General features: G+C 63.9%; 33 protein-coding genes. 6 read left to right on the top strand and 27 right to left on the bottom strand.

Annotated elements, in window-relative coordinates:
* Window positions 1-9: 9 nt before the first annotated feature.
* Window positions 10-921 carry a TIGR01777 family oxidoreductase gene (locus KPL81_RS03995; protein ID WP_219790768.1) on the bottom strand — a complete coding sequence of 304 codons (912 nt, stop codon included), beginning with the start codon at window positions 919-921 and terminating at the stop codon, window positions 10-12.
* 145 nt (window positions 922-1,066) lie between these two features.
* Between KPL81_RS03995 and KPL81_RS04000 the strand changes: the two genes are divergently transcribed.
* From KPL81_RS04000 to phrB, 3 genes are all read left to right on the top strand, one after another.
* Window positions 1,067-1,447, top strand: a complete 381-nt coding sequence (locus tag KPL81_RS04000; protein ID WP_209474167.1) for a sirohydrochlorin chelatase — start codon at window positions 1,067-1,069, stop codon at window positions 1,445-1,447.
* Window positions 1,448-1,567: 120 nt separating this feature from the next.
* Window positions 1,568-2,482, top strand: a complete 915-nt coding sequence (locus tag KPL81_RS04005) for a MerR family transcriptional regulator (protein WP_219790769.1) — start codon at window positions 1,568-1,570, stop codon at window positions 2,480-2,482.
* A gap of 22 nt (window positions 2,483-2,504) precedes the next feature.
* Window positions 2,505-3,926: a deoxyribodipyrimidine photo-lyase gene (gene phrB / locus KPL81_RS04010; RefSeq protein ID WP_219790770.1), complete on the top strand. Its 1,422-nt coding sequence runs from the start codon at window positions 2,505-2,507 to the stop codon at window positions 3,924-3,926.
* A 41-nt stretch (window positions 3,927-3,967) separates the two neighbouring features.
* Here the strand turns inward: phrB and KPL81_RS04015 are convergent, their stop codons facing one another.
* A complete protein-coding gene (locus KPL81_RS04015) occupies window positions 3,968-5,830 on the bottom strand; it encodes a putative bifunctional diguanylate cyclase/phosphodiesterase (protein ID WP_219790771.1) in 1,863 nt (620 codons plus the stop codon).
* A gap of 246 nt (window positions 5,831-6,076) precedes the next feature.
* Here KPL81_RS04015 and fabA point away from each other — a divergent pair, with 246 nt between their 5' ends.
* Complete coding sequence (gene fabA, locus KPL81_RS04020; RefSeq protein WP_209474175.1) at window positions 6,077-6,592, top strand: 3-hydroxyacyl-[acyl-carrier-protein] dehydratase FabA; 516 nt, start codon at window positions 6,077-6,079, stop codon at window positions 6,590-6,592.
* Window positions 6,593-6,606: 14 nt separating this feature from the next.
* Window positions 6,607-7,824: a beta-ketoacyl-ACP synthase I gene (fabB, locus tag KPL81_RS04025; RefSeq protein ID WP_209474177.1), complete on the top strand. Its 1,218-nt coding sequence runs from the start codon at window positions 6,607-6,609 to the stop codon at window positions 7,822-7,824.
* Between the two features lie 70 nt (window positions 7,825-7,894).
* Here fabB and KPL81_RS04030 read toward each other — a convergent pair whose 3' ends face one another.
* The 4 genes from KPL81_RS04030 to KPL81_RS04045 form a co-directional block, all read right to left on the bottom strand.
* Window positions 7,895-8,653, bottom strand: a complete 759-nt coding sequence (locus tag KPL81_RS04030; protein WP_219790772.1) for a lysophospholipid acyltransferase family protein — start codon at window positions 8,651-8,653, stop codon at window positions 7,895-7,897.
* Window positions 8,650-9,543 (bottom strand): sugar nucleotide-binding protein, encoded by an 894-nt coding sequence (locus KPL81_RS04035; protein WP_209474181.1) that lies wholly within the window; start codon window positions 9,541-9,543, stop codon window positions 8,650-8,652. The genes KPL81_RS04030 and KPL81_RS04035 overlap by 4 nt, the downstream gene beginning before the upstream one ends.
* A 33-nt stretch (window positions 9,544-9,576) precedes the next feature.
* Complete coding sequence (locus KPL81_RS04040; RefSeq protein WP_219790773.1) at window positions 9,577-10,197, bottom strand: single-stranded DNA-binding protein; 621 nt, start codon at window positions 10,195-10,197, stop codon at window positions 9,577-9,579.
* Between the two features lie 72 nt (window positions 10,198-10,269).
* Window positions 10,270-11,655 carry an MFS transporter gene (locus KPL81_RS04045; protein WP_219790774.1) on the bottom strand — a complete coding sequence of 462 codons (1,386 nt, stop codon included), beginning with the start codon at window positions 11,653-11,655 and terminating at the stop codon, window positions 10,270-10,272.
* Between the two features lie 163 nt (window positions 11,656-11,818).
* On the opposite strand from KPL81_RS04045, the gene uvrA reads away from it, so the two are divergent.
* On the top strand, window positions 11,819-14,680 hold the full coding sequence (gene uvrA / locus KPL81_RS04050) for an excinuclease ABC subunit UvrA (RefSeq protein WP_219790775.1): 2,862 nt from the start codon (window positions 11,819-11,821) through the stop codon (window positions 14,678-14,680).
* Window positions 14,681-14,770: 90 nt separating this feature from the next.
* On the opposite strand, the gene rplQ is transcribed toward uvrA, so the two are convergent.
* The 21 genes from rplQ to rpsC all read right to left on the bottom strand — a co-directional run bounded on the left by rplQ (window position 14,771) and on the right by rpsC (window position 24,985).
* Window positions 14,771-15,166: a 50S ribosomal protein L17 gene (gene rplQ / locus KPL81_RS04055; RefSeq protein ID WP_149328154.1), complete on the bottom strand. Its 396-nt coding sequence runs from the start codon at window positions 15,164-15,166 to the stop codon at window positions 14,771-14,773.
* A 39-nt stretch (window positions 15,167-15,205) separates the two neighbouring features.
* The gene (locus KPL81_RS04060) at window positions 15,206-16,204 is read right to left on the bottom strand and encodes a DNA-directed RNA polymerase subunit alpha (protein ID WP_209474188.1); all 999 of its coding nucleotides are present in this window, start codon (window positions 16,202-16,204) and stop codon (window positions 15,206-15,208) included.
* An 82-nt stretch (window positions 16,205-16,286) separates the two neighbouring features.
* Window positions 16,287-16,907 carry a 30S ribosomal protein S4 gene (gene rpsD / locus KPL81_RS04065; protein WP_209474190.1) on the bottom strand — a complete coding sequence of 207 codons (621 nt, stop codon included), beginning with the start codon at window positions 16,905-16,907 and terminating at the stop codon, window positions 16,287-16,289.
* 12 nt (window positions 16,908-16,919) lie between these two features.
* Window positions 16,920-17,306 carry a 30S ribosomal protein S11 gene (gene rpsK / locus KPL81_RS04070; protein WP_010626488.1) on the bottom strand — a complete coding sequence of 129 codons (387 nt, stop codon included), beginning with the start codon at window positions 17,304-17,306 and terminating at the stop codon, window positions 16,920-16,922.
* Window positions 17,307-17,345: 39 nt separating this feature from the next.
* A complete protein-coding gene (gene rpsM, locus KPL81_RS04075) occupies window positions 17,346-17,702 on the bottom strand; it encodes a 30S ribosomal protein S13 (RefSeq protein ID WP_010626487.1) in 357 nt (118 codons plus the stop codon).
* A gap of 122 nt (window positions 17,703-17,824) precedes the next feature.
* Complete coding sequence (rpmJ, locus tag KPL81_RS04080) at window positions 17,825-17,938, bottom strand: 50S ribosomal protein L36 (protein ID WP_009099023.1); 114 nt, start codon at window positions 17,936-17,938, stop codon at window positions 17,825-17,827.
* A 51-nt stretch (window positions 17,939-17,989) separates the two neighbouring features.
* A complete protein-coding gene (secY, locus tag KPL81_RS04085) occupies window positions 17,990-19,321 on the bottom strand; it encodes a preprotein translocase subunit SecY (protein ID WP_209474192.1) in 1,332 nt (443 codons plus the stop codon).
* Window positions 19,322-19,756: a 50S ribosomal protein L15 gene (gene rplO / locus KPL81_RS04090; RefSeq protein ID WP_209474194.1), complete on the bottom strand. Its 435-nt coding sequence runs from the start codon at window positions 19,754-19,756 to the stop codon at window positions 19,322-19,324.
* Window positions 19,757-19,759: 3 nt separating this feature from the next.
* Window positions 19,760-19,942 carry a 50S ribosomal protein L30 gene (gene rpmD, locus KPL81_RS04095; RefSeq protein ID WP_010626484.1) on the bottom strand — a complete coding sequence of 61 codons (183 nt, stop codon included), beginning with the start codon at window positions 19,940-19,942 and terminating at the stop codon, window positions 19,760-19,762.
* A gap of 5 nt (window positions 19,943-19,947) precedes the next feature.
* Entirely contained in the window at window positions 19,948-20,448 is a 501-nt protein-coding gene (gene rpsE, locus KPL81_RS04100; RefSeq protein ID WP_010626483.1) for a 30S ribosomal protein S5, read from the bottom strand.
* Window positions 20,449-20,459: 11 nt separating this feature from the next.
* Window positions 20,460-20,810 carry a 50S ribosomal protein L18 gene (gene rplR / locus KPL81_RS04105; protein WP_111413347.1) on the bottom strand — a complete coding sequence of 117 codons (351 nt, stop codon included), beginning with the start codon at window positions 20,808-20,810 and terminating at the stop codon, window positions 20,460-20,462.
* A gap of 9 nt (window positions 20,811-20,819) precedes the next feature.
* Window positions 20,820-21,350 (bottom strand): 50S ribosomal protein L6, encoded by a 531-nt coding sequence (gene rplF / locus KPL81_RS04110; RefSeq protein ID WP_219790776.1) that lies wholly within the window; start codon window positions 21,348-21,350, stop codon window positions 20,820-20,822.
* A 9-nt stretch (window positions 21,351-21,359) separates the two neighbouring features.
* The gene (gene rpsH, locus KPL81_RS04115) at window positions 21,360-21,752 is read right to left on the bottom strand and encodes a 30S ribosomal protein S8 (protein WP_209474196.1); all 393 of its coding nucleotides are present in this window, start codon (window positions 21,750-21,752) and stop codon (window positions 21,360-21,362) included.
* A 32-nt stretch (window positions 21,753-21,784) separates the two neighbouring features.
* Window positions 21,785-22,090, bottom strand: a complete 306-nt coding sequence (rpsN, locus tag KPL81_RS04120) for a 30S ribosomal protein S14 (RefSeq protein WP_209474197.1) — start codon at window positions 22,088-22,090, stop codon at window positions 21,785-21,787.
* Window positions 22,091-22,100: 10 nt separating this feature from the next.
* On the bottom strand, window positions 22,101-22,640 hold the full coding sequence (gene rplE / locus KPL81_RS04125; protein ID WP_111413343.1) for a 50S ribosomal protein L5: 540 nt from the start codon (window positions 22,638-22,640) through the stop codon (window positions 22,101-22,103).
* Between the two features lie 18 nt (window positions 22,641-22,658).
* Window positions 22,659-22,976: a 50S ribosomal protein L24 gene (rplX, locus tag KPL81_RS04130; protein ID WP_086507996.1), complete on the bottom strand. Its 318-nt coding sequence runs from the start codon at window positions 22,974-22,976 to the stop codon at window positions 22,659-22,661.
* Between the two features lie 14 nt (window positions 22,977-22,990).
* The gene (gene rplN / locus KPL81_RS04135; protein WP_010626476.1) at window positions 22,991-23,362 is read right to left on the bottom strand and encodes a 50S ribosomal protein L14; all 372 of its coding nucleotides are present in this window, start codon (window positions 23,360-23,362) and stop codon (window positions 22,991-22,993) included.
* Between the two features lie 39 nt (window positions 23,363-23,401).
* Window positions 23,402-23,662 (bottom strand): 30S ribosomal protein S17, encoded by a 261-nt coding sequence (rpsQ, locus tag KPL81_RS04140; protein ID WP_010626475.1) that lies wholly within the window; start codon window positions 23,660-23,662, stop codon window positions 23,402-23,404.
* 1 nt (window position 23,663) lies between these two features.
* Complete coding sequence (rpmC, locus tag KPL81_RS04145; RefSeq protein ID WP_010626474.1) at window positions 23,664-23,855, bottom strand: 50S ribosomal protein L29; 192 nt, start codon at window positions 23,853-23,855, stop codon at window positions 23,664-23,666.
* Window positions 23,855-24,268 carry a 50S ribosomal protein L16 gene (rplP, locus tag KPL81_RS04150; RefSeq protein WP_111413341.1) on the bottom strand — a complete coding sequence of 138 codons (414 nt, stop codon included), beginning with the start codon at window positions 24,266-24,268 and terminating at the stop codon, window positions 23,855-23,857. Before rplP ends, rpmC begins: the two co-directional genes overlap by 1 nt.
* Window positions 24,269-24,283: 15 nt before the next feature.
* Window positions 24,284-24,985 carry a 30S ribosomal protein S3 gene (gene rpsC, locus KPL81_RS04155; protein ID WP_111413340.1) on the bottom strand — a complete coding sequence of 234 codons (702 nt, stop codon included), beginning with the start codon at window positions 24,983-24,985 and terminating at the stop codon, window positions 24,284-24,286.

A 24,985-nucleotide genomic window follows, 5' to 3' on the forward strand; every position in this document is an offset into this window, starting at 1 on the left:
AGGCCGAGATCAGCGCTTCTCGAGGATGTCGGCCAGCGCCTGCTCCAGCGTCGGATACCGAAACGTGAAGCCGGCCTCGAGCAGGCGCGCCGGGCGCATGTCGGCCCCGGTCAACAGCAGGCGTGCCATCTCGCCGAAAGCGGCCTCCAGTACGACCGCCGGTACCGGCATGACGGCAGGGCGGTTGAGCTGCCGGGCCAGCACGCGGGTGAACTCGGCGTTGGTGACCGGATGCGGCGCGCTGCCGTTGAACGGCCCATCGAGGTCGTCGCGCTCGAGCAGGAACAGGATGCTGCGCACCAGATCCTCGCGGTGGATCCACGGCATGTACTGTCGCCCGTCGCCAAAGCGCCCTCCCAGCCCCAGCTTGAATGGCGGCAGCATCTTGGCCAAGCTGCCGCCTCCCGTATCCAGCACCAGGCCGGTACGCAACAACGCCACCCGGGTCCCGAAGTCAGTCGCCTCGAGAGCGGCGTCCTCCCAGCGCTTGCACAGGCGATGGGCGAATTCATCGTGGGGGGGTGTCTGCTCGGTGACCTCCCGGCTTCCCTGATCGCCATAGAATCCCATCGCCGAACCCGACACCATGACACGCGGTGCCTGCCCGCTGGCCTGCTCGAGCTGCTCACAGAGAATCACCAGATCGCGAGTCACGTTGACCCGGGAATCGATCAGCCGGTTTTTCTGCTCGTCGCTCCAGCGCTTGGCGGCGATCGGCTCCCCGGCCAGATTGACGATGGCATGCGGCGGGGAATCGACGAAATCGAGCACCGAGCGTCGCACGTCGGTCCCTTCCGGCAGCTTGCGTCGAGCGGATGCCGGATCGCGGGAGACCACCTGCAGCCGGTGCCCCGCCTCCTTCAGGCGCAGACACAGGCGCTGGCCAACGAAGCCACTGCCACCGGTCACCAAGACTCGCATATCAGATTCCCTCCCGCGTCGCAGGCTCCCTCACCCGCTTCGCCTTTCGTTATACAATCGTTGTACATCTCTGCTATGCTGGCGGCAACCGGCCGGTTCAACGGTGCAGCCCGCCGGCCGCTATACTTCGTGTTCGGAGATCGCCATGACCTACAGTCTGATTCTGCTCGCCCATGGCTCCAGCGATCCCGCCTGGCGTGCCCCTTTCGAGCATTTCCACGCATCCTTGGCCACTCGCATGCAGGTCCCGCTCAAGCTAGCCTACATGGAGCTTAGCGAACCCTCGCTGGAAAGCAGCGTGGCCGAGCTCGCTTCGGCGGGCCTTCGGCGCGCCGATATCCTGCCCCTGTTCTTCGCCGCCGGACGCCACCTGCGCAAGGACGTCCCGGCCCAGGTCGAGGCGCTGAGGTCATCTCATCCCGACATCGAGCTGAGGCTGCTACCCCCCGTGGGCGAACACCCTGCTTTCATCGATGCCCTGGCCGCCGTGGTCGCGGAGCAGGCAGGGGAGGCCTTGTCGACTTGACCGTGACCTCCATCAGTTGTACACCGCCCGTTTAGCGTACAATATTCCTTGGCAGCGAGCCTCGGCAACAGCCGGGACGCCGTTACCACCAGGCCCAGACAACACAAGAGGCAGGCGAGCATGACCGAGAAGGGGGCCCATCCGGCCGACACACCGCTCTATCCGATCCGCGAGGTGTCACGCCTTACCGGGGTCAACTCGGTTACCCTGCGCGCCTGGGAGCGCCGCTACGGCCTGATCCGCCCCAAGCGCACCCCCAAGGGACATCGCCTCTACGCTCGCGAGGATATCGAGCGGGTCGAGCGCATCCTGCAGTGGCTTAGCCGTGGCGTGCCGGTCAGCCAGGTCAAGGAGCTCATCGACCAGCCGCAACCCGTACCGGCGGCCGAGCCGGCCTCCGGCGACTGGCCCAGCCAACGGCGTCAGTTGTTGGCGGCCATCGAGGCTCTCGACCAGGGCCAGATGGAAACGCTCTACGCACAGAGCCTGGCCCTCTACCCCGTGTCAACCTGTCTGGCGGAGCTGTGGCAACCAGTATTTCGCGAACTCGAGGAGCACTGGGTCGATCAGCTCGGTGCCGCCTTGCAGCGCCGCTGCCTGGAGTCGTTCCTGCGCACCCGTATCGGCATCCGCCTCTACCATGCCAACCACTTGGCCAAGGGCCCCGTACTGCTGATCGCACCGCTGCCCGACGATCCCGGCACCCTGTGGCTGCTGTTGGCGGCACTCGCCGCGAGCGATGCCGGTTACCGGGTACAGTTGATGGACAGCGCACTGCCCTTCGGCGAACTGCCACTGGCGGTTGAACGCCTGCATGCCGCCGCGCTGGTCCTGGTCAGCGGGCGCGCCGAGCGGGCCGACCTGATCCGGCGCCAGCTTCCACGCCTGGCCGAGCAACTCGACGCCCCCCTCGGCTTGTGCGGGCCGGTTGCCCGTATTCGCAGCGGCGATCTGGCCGATAGCCTGGTGGAACTGCTGGGCGACGATCTGCCGCTGGCCATGGCGCGCATGCGGCCGTTGATCCTCGAACACTGAGCCCGTCCCCAGGCAGCCGATCATGACCTGCTCCCTGATGTGGTTTCGCAGCGACCTGCGCCTTCACGACAATACGGCACTTGCCGCCGCCGCCCGCAACGGTCCGGTCGTGGCCGTGTTCCTGCGCAGCGTCCCTCACTGGCAGCGTCACGGGCATGGCGCCAACAAGCTCGACTTCCGGCAGCGCGGCGTGGCCGCCCTGGCCGACGCCCTGGCCGGCCTCAACATTCCCCTGCTGCATCGCGACATTTCCGCGTTCGGCGAATCGCCTGCCGCGCTGCTGCAGATCGCTCGCGAGGTCGGCGCCGGGGCCGTGCACTTCAATTGCGAGTATCCCCTCGACGAGCAGCGCCGCGATGCGGCCGTGGTCGAGGCCTTTCGGGAAGAGGGTCTGTCTGCAGTCGGCCATCACGACAGCGTGGCCTTCGCCCCGGGCGAGCTGTTGACGGGCAAAGGAGGGTACTACAGCGTCTTCACCCCCTTCTCCCGCGCCTGGCATCGCCAGTTGACGCCAGAACGCCTGGCGTTGCGCGAGACACCCCCTGTGCAGAAGCCGTCCTCCGGTGCTCCCCGTCCCGCTGTCCCACCCCCGACCCGGCTCGCAGACGCGCCGCTTGATGCAAGCCGTTGGCCTGCCGGCGAGGCCGCCGCTGCCGACCGCCTGGAGCGCTTTCTACGCTTTCGCGCGCGCCGCTACTCAAGCCAGCGCGACTTTCCCGCCATCGCCGGCACCAGCGAGCTCTCGCCCTACCTGGCACTCGGCATGATCTCGCACCGCCAGTGCCTGCAAGCCGTGCTGGCCGAGAACGACGGCAGCCTGGCCGAGGGCGATGCCGGCCTCACCGCCTGGGTCAACGAGCTAGTCTGGCGCGAGTTCTACCAACACGTGGCGACGGGCTTTCCCCGGGTGTGTCGTCACCGCGCCTTCCAGGCGCATACCGAGGCGCTTGCCTGGCGCGACGACGAAGCAGGTTTCAAGGCCTGGTGCGAAGGGCGTACAGGCTACCCCATCGTCGATGCCGCCATGCGCCAGTTGGTGAGCACAGGCTGGATGCATAATCGACTGCGCATGGTCACCGCCATGTTCCTGAGCAAGCACCTGCTGATCGACTGGCGGCGCGGGGAAGCGTTCTTCATGCGCCACTTGGTGGACGGCGAGTTCTGCGCCAACAACGGCGGCTGGCAGTGGGCCGCCTCCACCGGTACCGATGCGGCACCCTATTTTCGTATCTTCAATCCCACCACCCAGTCGCATCGCTTCGATGCGGATGGCCGTTTCATCGCCGAGTACGTGCCCGAGCTGGCCGCGCTGTCACCACGCGACCGTCATGCGCCCAGCGATACCCAGCGAGCCAACGTCGGCTACCCGCCGCCCATCGTCGAGCAAAAAGCGGCACGCCTCAGGGCCCTGGATGCCTTCAAGGCCCTGCCGCCGCCCACCTGAGCGCGACATCATGGGCTTGCTCACCGACGATGCGCGGCCTGTCAGGCCGATGGTTCGACGCGCATGACCAGCCCCGATGATTCCGAGGTCAGCGCCTGCCACTGGGCCTCTATCGCTTCTGCCGGCCCCGGACGCGCATAGAGGAAGCCCTGGACCAGCCGACAGCCGGCCTGCTGCAGGAAATCGAGCTGGCCCTGGGTTTCCACGCCCTCCGCCACCACGTCCAGCCCCAGCCCCCTTGCCATGGCCAGCACGGCGCTGACGATAGCGGCATCGGCGGGGTCGTCGGGCAGTGAGCGGATGAAGGCGCGGTCGAGCTTGAGCTTGTCCAGCGGTAGATTCTTGAGGTAGCTGAGCGACGAATAACCCATGCCGAAGTCATCGATGGCGATACGATGCCCCTTGGCGCGCAGCGCCTCCAACCGAGGCACGATGTCCCCGGCGCGCTCGTCGAGAAGTACCGATTCGGTCAGCTCCAGACCCAACTGGGCCGGCTCGATGCCGTGCCTCGCCAGCCCTGCCGAGAGCGCCGTCTCCAGCTCCCCCTGAAACATCTGGATCGCCGAGATGTTAATCCACACGGGCAGTTGGGGCAGGCCCAGCTCATGCCATCGCGCCATCTGTGCCAGCGCCTCGTCGATGACCCAGTTGCCGAGCGAGCCCATCAGCCCGTGACGCTCGGCCAGGGGGATGAAATCGGCCGGCGATACCATGCCATGCTCGGGGTGCCGCCAACGCAGCAGCGCTTCCATGCCGACCACGGCGCCATCCATGATGCGATGCTGGGTCTGGTAGTACAGCTCGAGCTGATCGCCGTTGGCCAAGGCGTCGCGCAGGCCGTAGACCAGCGCCATGTGCGGCGAGTCCTGTACGTCGAGCGCCGGGCGGAAGCGCTGGCTGACGTTACGCCCGTGCCGTTTGGCCGAGTAGAGTGCCGACTCCAGGCGCTGGAACAGAACACCGGATTCCTTGCCGTCCTCGGGGGCGCGGCAGCTACCGATGGAAAGCCCCAGGCGCAACGTCTTGCTGCCCAGCTCGAAGGGCTCGCCCAGGTACTGGCGCAGGCTGGCGACCCAGTGGTCGTGATCGTCGAAGGTGGTGGTACGGATGACCAGAAACTCGTCGCCGCCCAGGCGCCCCACCACGCCGCCGGCCACATGGCGGGCCAGTCGCTGGCCGAAGCGCGCCAGCAGCCGGTCGCCCTGCTCCACCCCGAGGCTGTCGTTGACCGACTTGAAGCCATCGATGTCGATGATTGCCATGTCGAGGCTCTCTCCAGCCCTCAGATGGCGCAATCGCGAGGTCATCAGATCGTGCAGGCGGCGGCGATTGGGCAAGCCGGTGAGAGGATCCTCGAAGCCGATGCGCCGCAGGTCCTGCTCACGCGCCTTGTGCACCGAGATATCGGTGAAGGTGCCGACATAGTGGGTGATGTGTCCGCGTGCGTTGGCGACCGCCTTGACCCGCAGCCATTCGGGGAACTCGTCGCCCTGTTTGCGCCGGTTCCAGATTTCCCCCTCCCAACGGCCCTTGCTGTGCAGGGTCTGCCAGAAGCGTTTGAAGAACGCCGGATCGTGACGTGCCGCGGCCAGGTTGGCTGCATTGAGCCCCCGCACTTCCTCCTCGGTAAAGCCGGTAATCCGGGTAAAGGCCGGGTTGACGGAGAGGATACGGTTCTCGGCATCGGTGATCTGCACGCCCTCCTCGGAGAGCATCAGCGCCTGCTGCATCAGATCGGCGTGCTGTCGATCACGCTTGATCTGGCGCCAGGCGATTGCCAGCCCGACCACGACGATGAGCACAGCGGCCACCCGTAAGCCAGGACTGGGCAGCCAGATACAGGCCGGCAGCGCCACCATGGCAGCCCAGATCGTGGGGCGGTTCAATGCGAAGGATGGCCGCATGAGAGGTCCCGAGATAACGGATGTAAAAGGAAAGTTGCGCCCATGCTGTGCATCGACCCTACCTAGAGTATCGACACTTGGCGCTGACACTTTAATCGCTGCCGGCCGTTGCGTCATGCCCGGCGTGCAATCGGGGCCCTCGGCCATTAGACTAGGCAGGGCCGCCCGGCGGGTTGGCGCCTGTGCCATCCTGCCTCCGCACCGCACGCGGGAGGGCCCACTACAACTGCGACTCGGAACGACTCAGTGACCAAGCAACACTCTTTCGAACGCGAAGAACTGCTGGCGTGCAGCCGCGGCGAGCTCTTCGGACCCGGCAATGCCCAACTGCCGGCACCCAACATGCTGATGCTGGACCGCATCACGCGTATCCATGAAGAGGGCGGCCAGTTCAACAAGGGCGAACTGATCGCCGAGCTCGACATTCACCCCGACCTGTGGTTCTTCGATTGCCACTTCCCCGGTGATCCGGTAATGCCCGGCTGCCTGGGACTCGATGCCATGTGGCAACTGGTGGGCTTCTACCTGGGCTGGCTCGGCCACCCGGGCCGTGGCCGCGCGTTGGGCTGCGGCGAGGTGAAGTTCACTGGCCAGATCCTGCCCGAGGCCAGCAAGGTCACCTATCACATCAATGTCAAGCGCATCATTACCCGGCGTCTGATCCTGGGTATTGCCGATGGCACCGTATCGGTGGATGGCCGCGACATCTATCAGGCCAACGACCTGCGGGTCGGCCTGTTCACCTCTACCGCGAATTTCTGAAACAGGAGGCTCCCATGCGACGAGTGGTAGTCACCGGCCTGGGCATCGTGTCCTGCTTGGGCAACGATGCGCAAACGGTCGTCGAGGCGCTCCGGAGCGGGCGCTCGGGTATTCGCTTCAAGGAGGAGTACGCCGAGCGCGGCTTTCGCAGCCAGGTCGCCGGTACCGTCGATATCGATCTCGACGCCCTGATCGATCGCAAGCTGCGTCGTTTCATGGGCGACGCGGCGGCCTATGCCTACGTGAGCATGGCCCAGGCCATCGAGGATTCCGGCCTGAGCCCCGAGCAGGTGTCGAGCGAACGCACCGGGCTCATCGCCGGCTCCGGCGGCGCCTCCAGTGCCAACCAGGTCGAGGCCGCCGACGTGATGCGCGAGAAGGGCCTGCGTCGGGTCGGTCCCTACCGGGTCACTCGCACCATGGGCAGCACCGTCTCCGCGTGCCTGGCCACACCCTTCAAGATCAAGGGCGTCAACTACTCGATCTCCTCCGCCTGTGCGACGTCCGCGCACTGTATCGGCAATGCCATGGAGCAGATCCAGATGGGTAAGCAGGACATCGTCTTCGCCGGCGGCGGCGAAGAGGAGCATTGGACCCTGTCTTGCCTGTTCGACGCCATGGGCGCCTTGACGACCCAATACAACGACACTCCCGACAAGGCCTCGCGCCCCTACGACAAGGCGCGCGACGGTTTCGTCATTGCTGGCGGCGGCGGCATGCTGGTGCTCGAGGAGCTCGAGCACGCCAAGGCGCGCGGGGCGAAGATCTATGCCGAACTGGTCGGTTACGGCGCCACCTCCGATGGCCATGACATGGTCGCCCCTTCCGGCGAAGGTGCCGTGCGCTGCATGCGTCAGGCCATGGCCACGGTCGATGGCAAGATCGACTACATCAACACCCATGGCACTTCCACCCCGGTGGGCGACGTCGCCGAGCTGAAGGCGATCCGCGAGGTGTTCGGCGACACCACGCCGCCGATGAGCTCCACCAAGTCGCTGACCGGCCACTCGCTGGGCGCCACCGGCGTGCAAGAGACGATCTATTCGCTGCTGATGATGGAGCACGACTTCATCGCCGCCTCGGCCAACGTCGAGGAGCTCGACGACCAGGCTGCCGGCTTCGATATCGTCACTCGCATGCGCGAGGGCGCCAGCCTAGATCGCATCCTCTCCAACAGCTTCGGCTTCGGCGGCACCAATGCCTGCCTGGTACTGCAGCGCTACCGCGACTAGAGCCGCAGCCGCCACGCCAGTTGCAGAAAAGGCGCCCACGGGCGCCTTTTCTGCGTCTGACTCGGTCCGGTCAGCCGTTACCGGCATCTACCGCGGGCTTTGTCGTTAGCGGACGCGGCACTTCGGAGATTTCGGCCAGCCGAGACTCGATCCATGCCTCCACTTCGATCAGCACTTCCTCTGGCGTGCGCCCTGCCGTCTCGATCGGCTCGCCCACCACCACGTTGAGCACCCCCGGGTTTTTCACCCAATGGCGCCCCGGCCAGCGTTCGCCGGCATTATGTGCTACCGGCAGCACCGGCACACCGGCACGACAGGCAATGACGGCACCGCTCTTGTTGTAGCGCCGTCGCTGACCAGGATCCACCCGGGTGCCCTCGGGAAAGATCAATACCGACAGCCCTTCCTGCAGCCGCACCACGCCTTGCGTCAGCACCTGCTTCATCGCCCGCGCCGGCTTCGAACGGTCCAGGGCAATGGGGTGCAACAACCTGAGTCCCCAGCCAAACACCGGAATACGTAGCAGCTCCTGCTTGAGCACCGTGCATACCGGCGGCTTGAGGATCTGCAGGAAGATGGTTTCCCATTCGCACTGGTGGTTGGCCAGGATCACGCAGGGGCCCTGCGGCAGGTGCTCCCTGCCACTCACCCGGTAGGTCACCCCACAGGTCCAGCAAAACCAGACAGTAATGAAATGGTTGTAGAGATTGAGCAGGCGATAACGTGCCGGCAAGGCGAGCAGGGGCGCGACGGGAAGCAACAGTGCGCCGAAGACGAAGATGGCAAGAAAATAGCCGACATAGAACAGCAGGCTGCGCAACACATTCATGACGGAGTGCGGCCCTCTTCATCGAGCAGGGTGGCACGGCGCGCCTGGCACCACTCATCGAGCAGGCGACCTACCTCCAGCCGCCACGGCTTCTGATGCACCCCGAAAGCCTCGAGCACGCGCCGGCAGTTGAGCACCCGTCGCAGCGGCTGGTCATGATGATGCTTGAGCGCCTTGACCTCGCCCAGCGTCACCTGCTCGCCCAGTCCCTCCAGGCGAGTCGAGAGCTGGGTGCGCACCATGGAGGTGAACGTGTAGGCGCTGACCGGCTCCGTTCCCGCCAGATGGTAGGCCCCCCAGGCACTGGAACCGCATGCGAGTTGGTGCAACATCCCGACCAGCGCCATGGCCACGGCATCGGCCGAGGTAGGGCAGAAAATCACGTCCTGGGCGGCGCGAACCTCCTCTCCGGTCACCAGACTGTCTATCACGCCACTGAGCCAGGCGTGCCCACCCTCCAGGGCGAACAGAGGCCCCAGCCGCACGATCAAGTGCCGCGGGTGGCTTTGGCGGATACGGTCGCCGATGGCGATCAGTCGCCTGAGGCTCTCGTCCCGTGGTGCGGGTATCACGTGCTCGTCGATGGGTGTCTCGAAACCATCCTGATAGAGCTGATCGGAAACGCACCACACCAACGGCGTACCGGTCTCGCGGCACGCCGCCAGGCAGGCATCGACCCCCTTGCCGTGGGCCACCACGGCGGCGGGCTCGATCTCCATGGGCGCCGAAAGTGGCGGCACGATTACCGCCATCGGTTCCAGCTCGCGCAGTCTCGCCGCATCGATATGCAAGCCGGACTCGATGACGAGCTCGGTATCGCTACGCCGATGCACCAATCTGGCCAGCGCCAGGTTGAGGCAATGACCGGCATCCAGTATCAACAGCTTCACGCTATCGCCTCCGGCGGCTTCGATCGGGCGAGATCAGAACGGAATCTCGTCGTCGAAATCGTCGAAGCTGCCCGGATCGGGCGCACCGTAGTTGTTCTGCTTCTGGCCGCCCTGCTGAGGCTGGCCGCCCGGCGCCGGACGCTGCTGCGGCTGGCCACCGCCATAGCCGCCCTGCTGCGGCGCGTTACCGTAGCCCCCCTGCGGCGGAGCGCCATAACCGCCCTGCTGCTGTGCCATGGGCGCACCCTGAGGCGCACCGTAGCCACCGCCCTGCTGCTGAGGCATGCCCGCCCCGGCCTGGCCGCCAAAGTCGCCACTACGCGAATCGAGCATCTGCATGTCGTTACAGACGATCTCAGTGGTGTAGCGGTCCTGACCGTCCTGCCCCTGCCATTTACGCGTCTGCAGGCGCCCCTCGAGGTAGACCCGCGAGCCTTTCTTCAGGTACTGCTGGGCAATCTCGGCCAAGCGGTTGAACAGTACCACCGAGTGCCACTCGGTACGCTCCTGACGTTGACCGCTCTGCTTGTCGGTCCAGGTATCGGTCGTCGCGACGCGCAGATTGGCAACGGGACTACCGGAAGGCATGAAACGGACCTCGGGGTCCTGCCCCAGGTTACCGATGAGAATGACCTTGTTGACGCCACGGGCCATGCTGGACTCCCTCTATAGTGAACAGGTGCATTGTAATGGTGCGGCCCTGCGGGCCGATGCCTGGCGAGCAGGCTAACCGCCGTGGCGGTTCGAGCGAATCAGGCGCGCCAGGGCATCCTCGTCGAGGCGACGCCGATCCACCTTAAGATACGCGACTCGCTCCTCCGGCACGACCAGAACGTCCTCGACCCCGGCCACGTCGGCAAAGCTCGCCATCAACGTATCGAGCGTGTCCTCCTGGTGTTCGTCATCCAAGGCCACCACCTCGCTCGACAGGTGGGGTGGCGTCGGCATGCCCAGCATCAGCAACCACCAGACGCCAGCCAGCACAGCGCTGCCGACGAACACCGCCGACAGCCCCCACTGCTGGGCCAGCAGCCCACCCAACACTCCGCCGAGGAAGGCACCGAGAAACTGGCTGGTGGAGTAAACACCCATCGCGGTGCCCTTGGCCCCGGCCGGTGCCAGCTTGCTGAGCATCGACGGGAGCATGGCCTCGAGCAGGTTGAAGGCGATAAAGAACAACAGCAGCCAGCCGAACAGCGCCCAGCGGCCTCCGAAGGCGGCCAACCCGGCCAGACTGATGACGATGGCCGCGATCGCCGTAAGGCTCATGCCCTTCATGCGCTGGCGCTTCTCGGCCACCACCACCAGCGGCACCATGGCAGCGAAGGCCAGCGTCATGATGGCGAGATAGGTCAAGCCGTGACGCTCCGCCGCGATGCCCGATTCGACCAGGCGGAACGGCACGGCAACGAAGATCGCCATCAGTACCAGGTGCAAGGAGAAGATCGACAGATCGAGACGCCACAGGTCGGCACGCGTGAAGATCTCCGTCAACTGGCCACGGTCGATGCCCACGTCGCGGTGACGCAGCCGGCGCGGCGCCGGCGGCACTAGCTTCCACAGCACTGCCAGACCCAGCACGGCCAGGCCGGCGGTGAACCAGAACACCGAGGCGAGGCCAAAGGCCGCCGCCAGCCACGGCCCCAGCACCATGGCCACGGCGAAGGCCACGCCTATCGAAAGGCCGATGGTGGCCATGGCGGCGGTGCGCACCTGCTCGCGGGTCTGATCGGCAAGCAGCGCCATGATCGCAGCGGCCACGGCGCCACTGCCCTGCAGGCAGCGTCCGAGGATGACGGCGCTGATGGAGTCTGCGGCTGCGGCCACCACGCTGCCGACGAGAAACAGTAGCAAACCGGTAGCAATGACGGGCTTGCGCCCGAGGCGGTCGGAAAGAAGGCCGAAGGGTATCTGCAGGATCGCCTGGGTGAGACCGTAGACGCCTAGCGCCAGGCCAACCAGCAGCGGCGTGGCGCCGGCCAGCTCGTCAGCGTACAGCGCCAGCACCGGCAACACCATGAACAGTCCCAGCATGCGCGTGGCATACAGGCCGGCCAGGCCGGTAATGGCGCGCCGTTCGGAGGCTAGCAGCAGTCCAGAGAGCTTGCGCATAGGGGATCAGTAGATTCCATGATGGGCGGGCCGGAGCCCTTTTGATGGACCGACTATTCTAACGACTCCGGCCCCCACAGGAAACGCCTCGACCAGCGGCGCTTTGGCGCGTAGTCGACCGCAGGCGTATAATCGAGGTTTTGCCCAGTGCCATGAGGTGGGAATGGACAGGATCGTGGTCAGGGGTGCGCGCACCCACAACCTCAAGCAGATCGACGTCGAGCTGCCCCGCGACAGCCTGATCGTGGTCACCGGGCTTTCGGGCTCGGGAAAGTCGTCGCTGGCATTCGATACCCTCTATGCCGAGGGCCAGCGCCGCTATGTGGAGTCGCTCTCCACCTACGCGCGCCAGTTCCTGTCGATGATGGAGAAACCCGACGTCGATCATATCGAGGGGCTGTCGCCGGCGATCTCCATCGAACAGAAGTCCACGTCACACAACCCGCGCTCCACGGTCGGCACCATCACCGAAATCTACGACTATCTGCGCCTGCTGTTCGCTCGCGCCGGCACGCCGCGCTGCCCCGAACACGGCGAGGAGCTCGAGGCCAGCACCATCTCACAGATGGTCGACCAGGTGCTGGCGCTGCCCGAGGGCAGCAAGCTGATGCTGCTGGCCCCCGTGGTCAAGGGCCGCAAGGGCGAGCACCTGCAACTGCTCGCCGAGCTGCGCGCCCAGGGTTTCGTCCGTGTGATGGTCGACGGCCAGGCACTGGAGCTCGACGATATCGCCCCGCTGGACAAGAACAAGAAGCACGACATCAGCGTCGTGGTCGATCGCATCAAGGTGCGTGAAGGACTGGCTCAGCGCTTGGCCGAATCGTTCGAGACCGCCCTCAATCTGGCCGACGGCATTGCCGTGGTGCACTTCATGGACGGCGAGGCCGAGGACATCACCTTCTCGGCGCGCTTTGCCTGTCCGGTGTGCGGCTATGCCATTGCCGAGCTCGAGCCACGCATGTTCTCGTTCAACAACCCCGCCGGCGCCTGCCCCACCTGCGACGGTCTCGGGGTACAGCAGGTCTTCGACCCCGACAAGCTGATCAGCCACCCGGAGCTGTCGCTGGCCGAAGGCGTCATCAAGGGCTGGGACCGGCGTAGCATCTATTACTTCAGCCAGTTGCAGGCCGTCGCCGACCACTACCGCTTCACTCTGGAGACGCCGTGGCAGGAGCTCGCCCGGCACGAGAAGGACATCGTCCTATACGGCAGCGGTGACGACGAGGTCGCCTTCAGCTACGTCAACGACCGCGGCCGTCGCGTGACCCGCGAGCACCCCTTCGAGGGCGTGCTGCCCAACATGCAGCGACGCTACCGCGAGACCGAGTCGAGCATGGTACGCGAGGAGCTGGCCCGCTACATCGCCGACCGTCCCTGCCCTACCTGCCACGGCTCACGACTGCGCAAGGAGGCGCGTCACGTCTTCGTCGACGATCATACGCTGCCGCAGATCGTGCAGCTGCCGATCGGCGAGGCGTGGGATTATTTCCAGCGCCTGACCCTGCCCGGACGCAAGGGCGAGATCGCCCAGAAAGTGATCAACGAGATTCATGCCCGCCTGGAGTTCCTGGTCAACGTCGGCCTCGACTACCTCAACCTCGAACGCAGCGCCGAGACCCTTTCCGGCGGCGAGGCCCAGCGCATTCGCCTGGCGAGCCAGATCGGCGCCGGCCTGGTGGGGGTCATGTACATCCTCGACGAACCCTCCATCGGCTTGCACCAGCGCGACAACGACCGCCTGCTCAAGACCCTGATCCACCTGCGCGACCTAGGCAATACCGTGATCGTGGTCGAGCACGACGAGGATGCCATTCGCGCCGCCGACCATGTACTCGACATCGGCCCCGGCGCCGGCGTGCACGGCGGCAGGATCGTCGCCCAGGGCACCCCGGAGCAGGTCATGGCCAGCCATGACTCGCTGACCGGCCAATACCTGTCGGGCAAGCGCCGCATCGAGGTGCCCAAGTGGCGCATCCCCGGCAACCCCGAGAAACGTCTCGTACTCACCGGGGCGCGCGGCAACAACCTGCACGCCGTCACCCTTGGCCTACCGCTGGGACTGTTCATCTGCGTCACCGGGGTCTCCGGCTCAGGCAAGTCGACCCTGATCAACTCGACGCTGATGCCCATCGCCGCACGTGAACTCAATCACGCCACGACCCTGACACCGGCGCCCTACGACACCATCGAAGGGCTCGATCAGCTCGACAAGGTGATCGACATCGACCAGAGTCCGATCGGGCGTACGCCACGCTCCAACCCGGCGACCTACACCGGCATTTTCACACCGATCCGCGAACTCTTCGCCGGCACTCAGGAGGCGCGCTCCCGCGGCTACAAGCCGGGCCGCTTCTCGTTCAACGTCAAGGGCGGGCGCTGCGAAGCGTGCCAGGGCGAGGGCATGATCAAGGTCGAGATGCACTTCCTGCCCGACATCTACGTGCCCTGCGACGTGTGCAAAGGCAAGCGCTACAACCGCGAGACGCTGGAGATCGAATACAAGGGCAAGAGCATTGACGAGGTGCTCGAAATGACCGTGGAAGAAGCGCTGGAGTTCTTCAGCCCGGTACCGGCCATCGCCCGCCGCTTGCAGACCCTGCTCGACGTGGGCCTCTCCTACATCCGCCTGGGCCAGAGTGCCACCACGCTTTCCGGCGGCGAGGCACAGCGCGTAAAGCTGGCCCGCGAGCTGGCCAAGCGCGACACCGGCAAGACGCTCTATATCCTCGACGAACCGACCACCGGGCTGCACTTCGAGGATATCCGCCAGCTGCTCGCCGTGCTCCACCGCCTGCGTGACCACGGCAACACCATCGTGGTGATCGAGCACAACCTCGACGTGATCAAGACCGCCGACTGGATCGTCGACCTGGGTCCCGAGGGCGGCTCCGGCGGCGGCCGTATCATCGCCGAGGGTACCCCCGAACAGGTGGCCGAGATGGATGCCTCCCACACCGGGCGCTTCCTCAAGCCACTGCTGGAGCGGGCCAGGAGCCACCAGGCCGAACTGGCAACATCCAAATAGTGCCGCAACAAACCAAAAAAACCCGGCTTCGCGAGAAGCCGGGTTTTTCGTATTGCTACAGCATTGCCGGGCCGGGCCCGCTGCCGGGAATCACTCCTCGGCGGCGGCTTCCTCGGCCTCCTCGACGACCGGACGGTCGACGAGTTCGACGAAGGCCATGGGGGCGTTGTCGCCGGTGCGGAAACCGCACTTGAGGATACGGACGTAACCGCCCGGACGCTCGGCGTAACGCGGACCCAGCTCGTTGAAGAGCTTGCCGACCGCTTCCTTCGAGCGGGTGCGGCTGAAGGCCAGACGGCGATTGGCGACGCTGTCCTGCTTGGCCAGGGTGATCAGCGGCTCGATGACGCGACGCAGCTCCTTGGCCTTGGGCAGGGTTGTCTTGATCACTTCGTGCTCGATCAACGACACGCTCATGTTCTTGAACATGGCCTGGCGATGCGAGCTGGTACGATTCAGGTGACGACCACTCTTACGATGACGCATGGTTGTGATTCCTTACCAAACTGGGACTCGAGTCGACGCTCACGCGGAGGCCTTGTCGTCCTTCAGGCTCGCCGGCGGCCAGTTCTCCAGCCGCATGCCAAGGGAAAGACCGCGCGCAGCCAACACGTCCTTGATTTCGTTCAACGACTTCTTGCCGAGGTTCGGCGTCTTCAGCAGCTCGACTTCGGTGCGCTGGATCAGATCGCCGATGTAGTAGATATTCTCGGCCTTAAGACAGTTGGCACTGCGGACGGTCAACTCGAGATCGTCTACGGGACGCAGCAGGATGGGATCGACGTGATCCTCTTCCTCCACGACCTCCTGTTCCTTGTCGGCTTCCAGGTCGACGAACGCAGCCAGCTGCTCCTGCAGGATGGTCGCGCTGCGACGGATCGCCTCCTCGGGGTCCAGGGTGCCGTCGGTCTCCAGGTCGATGATCAGCTTGTCGAGATCGGTACGCTGCTCGACACGCGCGGCATCGACGGCATACGAGACGCGGCGCACGGGGCTGAAGGTGGCATCCAGCTGCAGGCGGCCGATGGCGCGCGATTCATCGTCGGCGCCCACACGGGCATCCGCCGGCTCGTAGCCGCGACCGCGAGCGATCTTCAGCTGCATCTTGAGCTCGGCGCCCTCGTTGACGTGGGCGATGACGTGGTCCGGATTGACGATCTCGACGTCGTGGTCGAGGACGATGTCACCCGCGGTCACCACGGCCGGGCCCTGCTTGTTCAGCGAGAGCACCGCCTCGTCGCGACTGTGCATGCGGATGGCTACGTCCTTGAGGTTCAGAAGAATCTCGATGACGTCTTCCTGAACACCCTCGATCGCGCTGTACTCATGCTCGACACCCGAGATCTCGACCTCCACCACGGCGCAGCCGGGCATGGACGAGAGCAGAATGCGACGCAGCGCATTGCCCAGGGTATGGCCAAAGCCACGCTCGAACGGCTCGAGCACGATCTTCGCGTGATGCGCGCTGATCTCTTCGACCTTGATATCGCGCGGACGGAGAAACTCTGTCACTGAACGCTGCATAACTACACCTTTGAGGCTGCCTAACGGTTACTCGGTACTCGTTGCCGGCCCGCACGGGCCGGCACGACGCGATCAGCGACGCTTACTTCGAGTACAGCTCGACGATCAGGTTTTCGTTGATGTCGGCCGACAGGTCGCCGCGTTCCGGGATAGCCTTGAAGGTGCCTTCCATCTTCTTCGCGTCCACCTCGATCCAGGCGACGTCGCCGCGGTTGGCAGCGATGGAAAGTGCACTCTGGATGCGCGCCTGGTTCTTCGCCTTCTCGCGAACGGAAACCACGTCGCCGGGCTTGACCTGATAGGAAGCCACGTTGACGGTACGGCCATTGACCGCAATCGCCTTGTGGCTCACCAGCTGGCGCGCCTCGGAACGAGTGGAACCGAAGCCCATGCGGTAGACGACGTTGTCCAGTCGGGATTCAAGCAGTTGCAGCAGGACTTCGCCGGTAGCGCCGGAGCGACGGGCGGCCTCCTTGTAGTAGCCGCGGAACTGCTTTTCGAGCACGCCGTAGATACGACGCACTTTCTGCTTCTCGCGAAGCTGCAAGCCGTAGTCGGAAAGACGCTGACGGCGCTGGCCGTGCACACCCGGGATCTGCTCGGATTTGCACTTCTTCTCGAAGGGAGTCACACCGCTCTTGAGGAAGAGGTCGGTGCCTTCACGACGAGACAGTTTGCACTTCGGTCCAATATAACGAGCCATGAATCTGTCTCCTTAAACGCGGCGTTTCTTCGGCGGACGGCAGCCATTGTGGGGAATGGGCGTCGCGTCAGTGATGCTCTGCACGCGGAAGCCGGCGGCGCTCAGCGCACGCACGGCGGATTCACGGCCAGGACCGGGGCCCTTGACCAGCACGTCGACGTTTTTCACACCATACTCGGCTGCAGCGGTCGCTGCACGTTCGCTTGCCACTTGAGCAGCGAACGGGGTGCTCTTGCGAGAACCACGAAAACCCGAACCACCGGCTGTTGCCCAGGAAAGAGCGTTGCCCTGGCGGTCTGTGATCGTCACGATCGTGTTGTTAAAAGAGGCGTGGATGTGCGCAACGGCGTCCACTACCTGCTTTTTAACCTTTTTACGGTTGCTACGCGGGTTAGCCATGTTGATGTCAATTCCTGTCTTTACGCCAGAACGTGCGTGTTACTTGCGGATCGGCTTACGCGGGCCCTTCCGGGTACGCGCGTTAGTCTTGGTCCGCTGACCACGCAGCGGAAGACTACGACGATGACGCAGACCACGATAGCAACCCAGGTCCATGAGACGCTTGATGTTCAGCGTCACATCACGACGAAGGTCACCTTCCACGGTGTACTTGCCGACCTCGGCACGCAGGGCATCGACCTCTTCCGAGGAGAGCTCCTGAATCTTGGTGGTCGGCGCGATGCCGGTAGCAGCACAGATTTCCTGTGCACGCGTACGGCCAATCCCGAAGATATAGGTCAGCGAGATCGCCGCATGCTTGTTGTCCGGGATATTGACGCCTGCAATACGGGCCATCAGCTTTCTCCGAAATTTGAGCGGCTTGCTCGATTAGTCACTACAAAAGGCGCAACAGCATACCCCTTTACCCAGCTTCGGGCAAGGGGTATGCCGGCACCACTTTTCCACAAACGCCAGAATCAACCCTGGCGCTGCTTGTGCCGCGGCTCGATGCAGATGACGCGGACCGCGCCATTGCGCCGAATGATCTTGCAGTTGCGGCACATCTTCTTGACGGAAGCTCGAACTTTCATCGTTCCTTCTCCAAAATCGGCACGCGGCGCGCCAATCACCAGCGGCGCGGCTCAGCGCATGATGCCGCCGCTGCCATAGCCTTTCAGGTTGGACTTCTTCATCACCGACTCGTACTGGTGCGACATGAGATGCGACTGTACCTGGGCCATGAAGTCCATGATTACCACCACCACGATCAGCAACGAGGTACCGCCGAAGAAGAACGGCACGTTCCACGCCACGATCAGGAACTGGGGCATCAGGGAAACCGCAGTGATGTACAGGGCACCGAACAGGGTCAGACGGGTCATGACCTTGTCGACGTAGCGAGCGGTCTGCTCACCAGGGCGAATCCCCGGCAGGAAGGCCCCTGACTTCTTGAGGTTGTCAGCGACATCCTTGGGGTTGAAGACCAGCGCTGTGTAAAAGAAGCAGAAGAATACCACCGCCGCCGCGAAAAGCAAGATGTACAGCGGCTGTCCCGGCCCGAGAGCCTGGGAGGCGCGCTGCAGCCATTCCATGCCGTCTCCGGCCCCGACCCACTGGCCGATGGAGGCGGGGAACAGCAGGATGCTGGAGGCAAAGATCGGCGGAATCACGCCCGCCATGTTGACCTTCAGCGGCAGGTAGCTGCTCTGCCCGGCATACATCTTGTTGCCGACCTGGCGCCGCGGGTAGTTCACCGTGATGCGGCGCTGGCCGCGCTCGATGAATACCACGAAGGCCACGGTCGCCACGCCCAGCACCGAGAGCGCCAGCAGCGGGAGCACGTTCCACGCACCCTCGTTACGGGCCAGCTCGAAGGCCTGACCCACCGCACCCGGCAGGCCGGCGACGATACCGGCAAAGATCAGCAGCGAGATGCCGTTGCCGATGCCCTTCTCGGTAATCTGCTCGCCCAGCCACATCAGGAACACTGCGCCCGACACGAAGGTGACGATGGCAGTGAAATAGAAGCTGAAGTCGGCGGTATAAGCGATACCCTGGCTGGCCAGACCCACCGACATGCCGGTGGCCTGCACCAGGGCCAGCGCCACCGTGCCGTAGCGGGTGTACTGGCTGATCTTGCGGCGGCCGGCCTCGCCCTCCTTCTTCAACTGCTCGAGATGGGGCGAGACCGCGGTCAGCAGCTGCATGATGATCGACGCCGAGATGTAGGGCATGATGCCCAGGGCGAAGATACTCATGCGTTCCAGCGCACCACCCGAGAACATGTTGAACAGTCCCAGGATGGTGCCCTGCTGCTCCCTGAACAAGGCAGCAAGCTGGTCAGGATTGATACCGGGAACGGGAATATGGGCACCGATACGGTACACCACGATGGCGAGGAGCACGAAGCGCAGACGCGCCCACAGTTCACTCAGACCGCTGCCCATCGCCGGCATGTTTCCTGACTTGGCCATTTAGTCCTCTACCTTGCCACCGGCGGCTTCGATCGCGGCACGGGCACCCTTGGTGACCTTGAGACCGCGAACAGTGACCGCCTTGTTGACGTCGCCGGAAAGAATGATCTTCGCGTGCTGGGTAGCGTCCTTGAGCACGTTGGCCTGCTTCAGGGTCTCCAGGGTGACTTCGTCACCGGCGACCTTGGCCAGCTCGCTCAGACGTACCTCTTCGGAGACCAGCGACTTCATGGAGGTGAAGCCGAACTTGGGCAGACGCCGCTGCAGCGGCATCTGGCCGCCTTCGAAACCTGGCTTCACGGTGCCACCGCTACGCGACTTCTGGCCCTTGTGACCGCGGCCGCCGGTCTTGCCCAGACCGGAGCCGATGCCACGACCGACGCGCTTTTCGGCGTGCTTGGAGCCCGGTGCCGGGCTCAGGCTGTTGAGTTTCATGGATTACTCTCCCTCTACCCGCACAAGGTAGTTGACCTTGTGGATCATGCCGCGCACGGCAGGGGTGTCTTCCAGTTCGACCGTATGACCGATGCGACGCAACCCGAGGCCCTTCATGGTGGCCTTGTGCTTGGGCAGTGTGCCGATGGTGCTACGGATCTGGGTAACCTTGAGTGTGGCTGCCATGGTATTTACCCCGTGATCGCTTCGACAGACAGACCGCGCTTGGCGGCGATGTCTTCCGGCGACTGCATGGAAGCGAGACCCTTGACGGTCGCGCGCACCACGTTGACCGGATTGGTGGAGCCGTAGCACTTGGCCAGCACGTCGTGGACGCCGGCCAGCTCGAGCACGGAGCGCATGGCGCCGCCGGCGATGATCCCGGTACCTTCGGAGGCCGGCTGCATGTACACCTTGGAGGCACCGTGACGGGCCTTGACCGGGTACTGCAGGGTGTGGCCCTTGAGGCTCACCTTGACCATGTTGCGGCGCGCCTGGTCCATGGCCTTCTGGATCGCGACCGGCACTTCACGCGCCTTGCCACGACCGAAGCCGACACGACCATTGCCGTCGCCCACGACGGTCAGGGCGGTAAAGCCGAAAATACGGCCCCCCTTGACCACCTTGGCGACGCGGTTGACCTGCACGAGCTTTTCCTGCAGATCGCCGGTGTTCTGTTCGTTCTTCGCCATCGTAAAACCCTTTAGAATTCCAGGCCGCCTTCACGTGCGGCGTCGGCCAGGGCCTTCACGCGACCGTGATACTTGTAACCGGCACGATCGAAGGCCACCTGGGTGATGCCAGCCTGCTTGGCGCGTTCGGCAATCAGCGCGCCGACCTTGGCGGCGGCGTCGGAGTTGCCGGTCGCCCCCTCGCGCAGGTCCTTGTCCAGCGTGGAAGCGCTGGCCAGCACCTTGCCACCATCCGGCGAGATGATCTGCGCGTAGATGTGGCGCGGGGTACGGTTGACGCACAGGCGATACACGCCCAGCTCGCGCATCTTGGCGCGAGCGCGGCGGGCACGACGGAGACGAGATTCTTTCTTCGCGTTCATAACCCTGCCTTACTTCTTCTTGGCTTCTTTACGACGCACCTGCTCGTCGGCATACCGCACACCCTTGCCCTTGTAGGGCTCGGGCGGACGGAAGGCACGAACCTCGGCGGCGACCTGGCCCAGCTTCTGCTTGTCCGCGCTCTTCAGCACGATGACGGTGTTCTTCGGCGTTTCCGCAGAGACACCTTCAGGCAGCGAGTACTCGACCGGGTGGGAGAAGCCCAGTGACAGATTCAGCGTCTGGCCACTTGCCTGGGCACGATAGCCGACGCCAACGATTTCGAGGGTCTTGGTGAAGCCCTCGGAGACGCCGGTGACCAGGTTCTGGACCAGAGCACGAGTGGTGCCGACCATGGCCCAGGACTTGGCGTTCTCGCTCGGATTGAAGGTCAGTTGACCCTCTTCCTGGGCGATGGCCACGTCCGGGTGAACGGTCATGGACAGCGTGCCCTGGCTGCCCTTGACGGTCAGCTGGTCGCCGTCGAGCTTGACGTCGACGCCGGCGGGCACTTTAACCGGATATTTGGCTACGCGGGACATTCCAGACTCCTAGAATACGGTGCAGATGACTTCGCCACCGACGCCCGCCTGGCGAGCGGCACGGTCGGTCATCACGCCCTGGGAGGTGGTGACGATCGCCACACCCATGCCGTCCGCCACCTTGGGCAGTTCATCCTTGCCCTTGTACTGGCGCAGGGACGGCTTGGATACCCGCTGCAGGTGCTCGATGACCGGCTTGCCCTCGAAGTACTTGAGGGTCACGCTCAGCTCGGGCTTGGTGCCTTCAGCGACCGCGAAGTCGGTGATATAGCCCTCTTCCTTCAATACGCGGGCCACCTCGACCTTGAGCTTGGAGGACGGCATGGTGACCGTCTCCTTGGTGGCCAGCTGCGCATTGCGGATACGGGTGAACATATCCGCCAGAGTGTCTTGCATGCTCATTTACATTGCGCTCCTGATGTTTCCGTGGCGGCTTACCAGCTGGACTTCTTCAGCCCAGGGACCTCGCCACGCATAGCGGCTTCACGCAGCTTGTTACGGGCAAGCCCGAACTTGTTGTAGTAGCCGTGCGGACGGCCGGTGATCCGGCAGCGGTTACGCTGACGCACCGGGCTGGAGTCGCGCGGCAACTGCTGCAGTTTCAGCGTCGCCTCGAAGCGCTCTTCGTCGGAAGTATTCACGTTCTGGATGATCGCCTTGAGCTCGGCACGGCGGGCCGCATACTTCTCGACCAGCTTGGTGCGCTTGAGCTCGCGTTCAATCATGCTCTTCTTTGCCATGATCCCACCCTTATTTCTTGAACGGGAAGTTCAGCGCGCTCAGCAGCGCACGACCTTCCTCGTCGGTGTTGGCAGTAGTGGTGATGGTGACATCCAGCCCACGAATCCGATCGATCTTATCATATTCGATCTCGGGGAAGATGATCTGCTCACGCACACCCATGGAGTAGTTGCCGCGACCGTCGAAGGACTTCGGGTTGAGACCACGGAAGTCACGTACGCGGGGAATCGCGATGTTGACCAGACGATCGAGGAACTCCCACATGCGCTCGGCGCGCAGGGTCACCTTGATGCCGATCGGCCAACCTTCGCGCACCTTGAAGCCCGCGATGGACTTGCGCGCCTTGGTCACCAGCGGCTTCTGACCGGAGAGCTTCTCCAGGTCGCCGATGGCATTTTCGATCAGCTTCTTGTCGCTGGTCGCGTCACCGATGCCCATGTTGAGGGTCACCTTGGTGATACGCGGCACCTGCATCACGTTGGCGTAGCTGAACTGCTCTTTGAGCTGAGCCACCACCTCGTTCTGATAACGTTCTTTCAAGTTCGCCATTTTGCTACCCGACTCGCGTTAGGCGTCGATCTGCGTCTGCGTCGACTTGTAGATACGTACCTTGGTACCGTCTTCCTTAACCTGGAAGCCGACGCGATCCGCCTTACCGGTCTCCGAGTTGAAGATCGCCACGTTGGACGCGTGAATCGGAGCCTCGCGCTCGACGATACCGCCCTGATTGCCCGCCATAGGGTTGGGCTTGGTGTGACGCTTGATCATGTTCACACCGGACACGACAAAGCGTTCGTCCTTGAGGACGCGCTTGACGGTGCCACGCTTGCCCTTGTCCTTGCCGGCGATGACGATCACTTCATCGTCACGTTTGATCTTTTGCATATCCGCCTCGCTCCTTACAGCACTTCGGGCGCCAGGGAAATGATCTTCATGAACTTCTCGGTACGAAGCTCACGGGTCACCGGCCCGAAGATACGGGTGCCGATCGGCTGTTCGTTGGTGTTGTTCAACAGAACCGCCGCATTTCCGTCGAAGCGGATCAGCGAACCGTCGGAACGACGGACTCCGCTGCGGGTACGAACCACTACCGCCTTGAGGACCTGGCCTTTCTTGACCTTGCCACGCGGAATGGCTTCCTTCACCGTGACCTTGATGATGTCACCGACGCGCGCGTAGCGGCGGTGTGAGCCGCCAAGCACCTTGATGCACTGCACCCGGCGCGCTCCGCTGTTGTCGGCGACATCCAGCATTGTCTGAGTCTGAATCATCGGTTTTCTCCAAACCTAATCTGACTGCTCTCGCCGAGCTCAGCCCCTGGCCTGCTCGATCACCTCGACCAGCGTCCAGGCCTTCTTCTTGGACAGCGGACGGCATTCCTGGATGGATACCGTGTCACCGGCCTTGGCCTGGTTCGCCTCGTCATGGGCGTGCAGCTTGGTGGAGCGCTTGACGTACTTGCCATAGATCGGGTGCCGCTCGCGGCGCTCGATCATGACGACGATGGATTTGTCCATCTTGTCGCTCACCACCTTGCCGGTGAGCGTACGGGCTTTCTTTTCTTCGGCCATCTCAGTCACCTGCCTTCTCGTTGAGCACAGTCTTCACCCGGGCGATGTCCCGACGAACCTGCTTGAGCAGGTGAGTCTGGCTGAGCTGGCCGGTGGCCTTCTGCATGCGCAGGTTGAACTGCTCGCGGAGGAGTTCGAAGAGCTGCTCCTGGAGCTGCTCGACTGACTTTTCACGAATTTCCTGGGCTTTCATCACATCACCGTCCGTTTCACAAAGGTGGTGGACACGGGCATCTTTTGCGCGGCCAGGGAGAAGGCCTCACGGGCCAGCTCTTCGGACACGCCTTCGATTTCGTACAGGACCCGACCCGGCTGGATCTGTGCGACCCAGTACTCGACGGAGCCCTTACCCTTACCCATACGGACTTCGAGTGGCTTCTTGGAAATCGGCTTGTCGGGGAACACGCGGATCCAGATCTTGCCGCCACGTTTGACGTGACGAGTGATCGCACGACGGCCGGCCTCGATCTGGCGCGCCGTGATACGGCCGCGACCGGTGGCCTTCAGACCGTATTCCCCGAAGCTGATCTTGCTTCCGCGATGCGCCAGGCCACGGTTGCGACCTTTCTGCATCTTGCGGAATTTCATGCGCTTGGGCTGTAACATCGACTCGCTCTCCCCTTACCTGGAACCTTTCTTCTTGGAGGGCGCGGCCTGCGGCTGTTGCTTGGCCTTGGCGCGGACCTCTTCGATGCCCCCGAGGATCTCACCCTTGAAGACCCACACCTTGACACCGATGATGCCGTAGGTGGTCTTGGCCTCGTAGGTGGCGTAGTCGATGTCCGCACGCAGCGTATGCAGCGGCACGCGACCTTCCCGGTACCATTCGGTGCGGGCGATTTCCGCGCCGCCGAGGCGACCGGAGAGCTGCACCTTGATGCCGCCGGCGCCGAGGCGCATGGCGTTCTGCACCGCGCGCTTCATGGCGCGACGGAACATGACACGACGCTCGAGCTGACCGGCGATGTTCTGCGCGACGAGCTTGGCGTCGAGCTCCGGCTTACGCACCTCTTCGATGTTGACGTGCACGGGCACGCCCATCATCGCGGTGACGTCGCGACGCAGCTTGTCGACGTCCTCGCCCTTCTTGCCGATCACGATGCCCGGACGGGCAGTGTGAATGGTGATACGGGCGTTGTTCGCCGGACGCTCGATAGTGATCTTGCTCACGGAGGCGTTCTTCAGACGCTCCTCGAGGAAGCGACGCACTTCGAGATCGTTGTTCAGCTTGTCGGCATAAGCACCGCGCTCGGCATACCACACCGAGGAGTGGTCCTTGACGATACCCAGCCGAATACCTGTCGGATTGACTTTCTGACCCAT

This window comes from Billgrantia antri (assembly GCF_019430905.1).
In the GTDB taxonomy this organism is placed as follows: domain Bacteria; phylum Pseudomonadota; class Gammaproteobacteria; order Pseudomonadales; family Halomonadaceae; genus Halomonas; species Halomonas antri.

Bases quoted from the DNA above. Each gene is read 5' to 3' on its own strand.
- KPL81_RS03995 (WP_219790768.1), bottom strand. From the start codon at position 921: ATGCGAGTCTTGGTGACCGGTGGCAGTGGCTTCGTTGGCCAGCGCCTG.
- KPL81_RS04000 (WP_209474167.1), top strand. From the start codon at position 1,067: ATGACCTACAGTCTGATTCTGCTCGCCCATGGCTCCAGCGATCCCGCC.
- KPL81_RS04005 (WP_219790769.1), top strand. From the start codon at position 1,568: ATGACCGAGAAGGGGGCCCATCCGGCCGACACACCGCTCTATCCGATC.
- phrB (WP_219790770.1), top strand. From the start codon at position 2,505: ATGACCTGCTCCCTGATGTGGTTTCGCAGCGACCTGCGCCTTCACGAC.
- KPL81_RS04015 (WP_219790771.1), bottom strand. From the start codon at position 5,830: ATGCGGCCATCCTTCGCATTGAACCGCCCCACGATCTGGGCTGCCATG.
- fabB (WP_209474177.1), top strand. From the start codon at position 6,607: ATGCGACGAGTGGTAGTCACCGGCCTGGGCATCGTGTCCTGCTTGGGC.
- KPL81_RS04030 (WP_219790772.1), bottom strand. From the start codon at position 8,653: ATGAATGTGTTGCGCAGCCTGCTGTTCTATGTCGGCTATTTTCTTGCC.
- KPL81_RS04040 (WP_219790773.1), bottom strand. From the start codon at position 10,197: ATGGCCCGTGGCGTCAACAAGGTCATTCTCATCGGTAACCTGGGGCAG.
- KPL81_RS04045 (WP_219790774.1), bottom strand. From the start codon at position 11,655: ATGCGCAAGCTCTCTGGACTGCTGCTAGCCTCCGAACGGCGCGCCATT.
- uvrA (WP_219790775.1), top strand. From the start codon at position 11,819: ATGGACAGGATCGTGGTCAGGGGTGCGCGCACCCACAACCTCAAGCAG.
- rplQ (WP_149328154.1), bottom strand. From the start codon at position 15,166: ATGCGTCATCGTAAGAGTGGTCGTCACCTGAATCGTACCAGCTCGCAT.
- KPL81_RS04060 (WP_209474188.1), bottom strand. From the start codon at position 16,204: ATGCAGCGTTCAGTGACAGAGTTTCTCCGTCCGCGCGATATCAAGGTC.
- rpsD (WP_209474190.1), bottom strand. From the start codon at position 16,907: ATGGCTCGTTATATTGGACCGAAGTGCAAACTGTCTCGTCGTGAAGGC.
- rpsK (WP_010626488.1), bottom strand. From the start codon at position 17,306: ATGGCTAACCCGCGTAGCAACCGTAAAAAGGTTAAAAAGCAGGTAGTG.
- rpsM (WP_010626487.1), bottom strand. From the start codon at position 17,702: ATGGCCCGTATTGCAGGCGTCAATATCCCGGACAACAAGCATGCGGCG.
- rpmJ (WP_009099023.1), bottom strand. From the start codon at position 17,938: ATGAAAGTTCGAGCTTCCGTCAAGAAGATGTGCCGCAACTGCAAGATC.
- secY (WP_209474192.1), bottom strand. From the start codon at position 19,321: ATGGCCAAGTCAGGAAACATGCCGGCGATGGGCAGCGGTCTGAGTGAA.
- rplO (WP_209474194.1), bottom strand. From the start codon at position 19,756: ATGAAACTCAACAGCCTGAGCCCGGCACCGGGCTCCAAGCACGCCGAA.
- rpmD (WP_010626484.1), bottom strand. From the start codon at position 19,942: ATGGCAGCCACACTCAAGGTTACCCAGATCCGTAGCACCATCGGCACA.
- rpsE (WP_010626483.1), bottom strand. From the start codon at position 20,448: ATGGCGAAGAACGAACAGAACACCGGCGATCTGCAGGAAAAGCTCGTG.
- rplR (WP_111413347.1), bottom strand. From the start codon at position 20,810: ATGAACGCGAAGAAAGAATCTCGTCTCCGTCGTGCCCGCCGCGCTCGC.
- rplF (WP_219790776.1), bottom strand. From the start codon at position 21,350: ATGTCCCGCGTAGCCAAATATCCGGTTAAAGTGCCCGCCGGCGTCGAC.
- rpsH (WP_209474196.1), bottom strand. From the start codon at position 21,752: ATGAGCATGCAAGACACTCTGGCGGATATGTTCACCCGTATCCGCAAT.
- rpsN (WP_209474197.1), bottom strand. From the start codon at position 22,090: ATGGCAAAGAAGAGCATGATTGAACGCGAGCTCAAGCGCACCAAGCTG.
- rplE (WP_111413343.1), bottom strand. From the start codon at position 22,640: ATGGCGAACTTGAAAGAACGTTATCAGAACGAGGTGGTGGCTCAGCTC.
- rplX (WP_086507996.1), bottom strand. From the start codon at position 22,976: ATGCAAAAGATCAAACGTGACGATGAAGTGATCGTCATCGCCGGCAAG.
- rplN (WP_010626476.1), bottom strand. From the start codon at position 23,362: ATGATTCAGACTCAGACAATGCTGGATGTCGCCGACAACAGCGGAGCG.
- rpsQ (WP_010626475.1), bottom strand. From the start codon at position 23,662: ATGGCCGAAGAAAAGAAAGCCCGTACGCTCACCGGCAAGGTGGTGAGC.
- rpmC (WP_010626474.1), bottom strand. From the start codon at position 23,855: ATGAAAGCCCAGGAAATTCGTGAAAAGTCAGTCGAGCAGCTCCAGGAG.
- rplP (WP_111413341.1), bottom strand. From the start codon at position 24,268: ATGTTACAGCCCAAGCGCATGAAATTCCGCAAGATGCAGAAAGGTCGC.
- rpsC (WP_111413340.1), bottom strand. From the start codon at position 24,985: ATGGGTCAGAAAGTCAATCCGACAGGTATTCGGCTGGGTATCGTCAAG.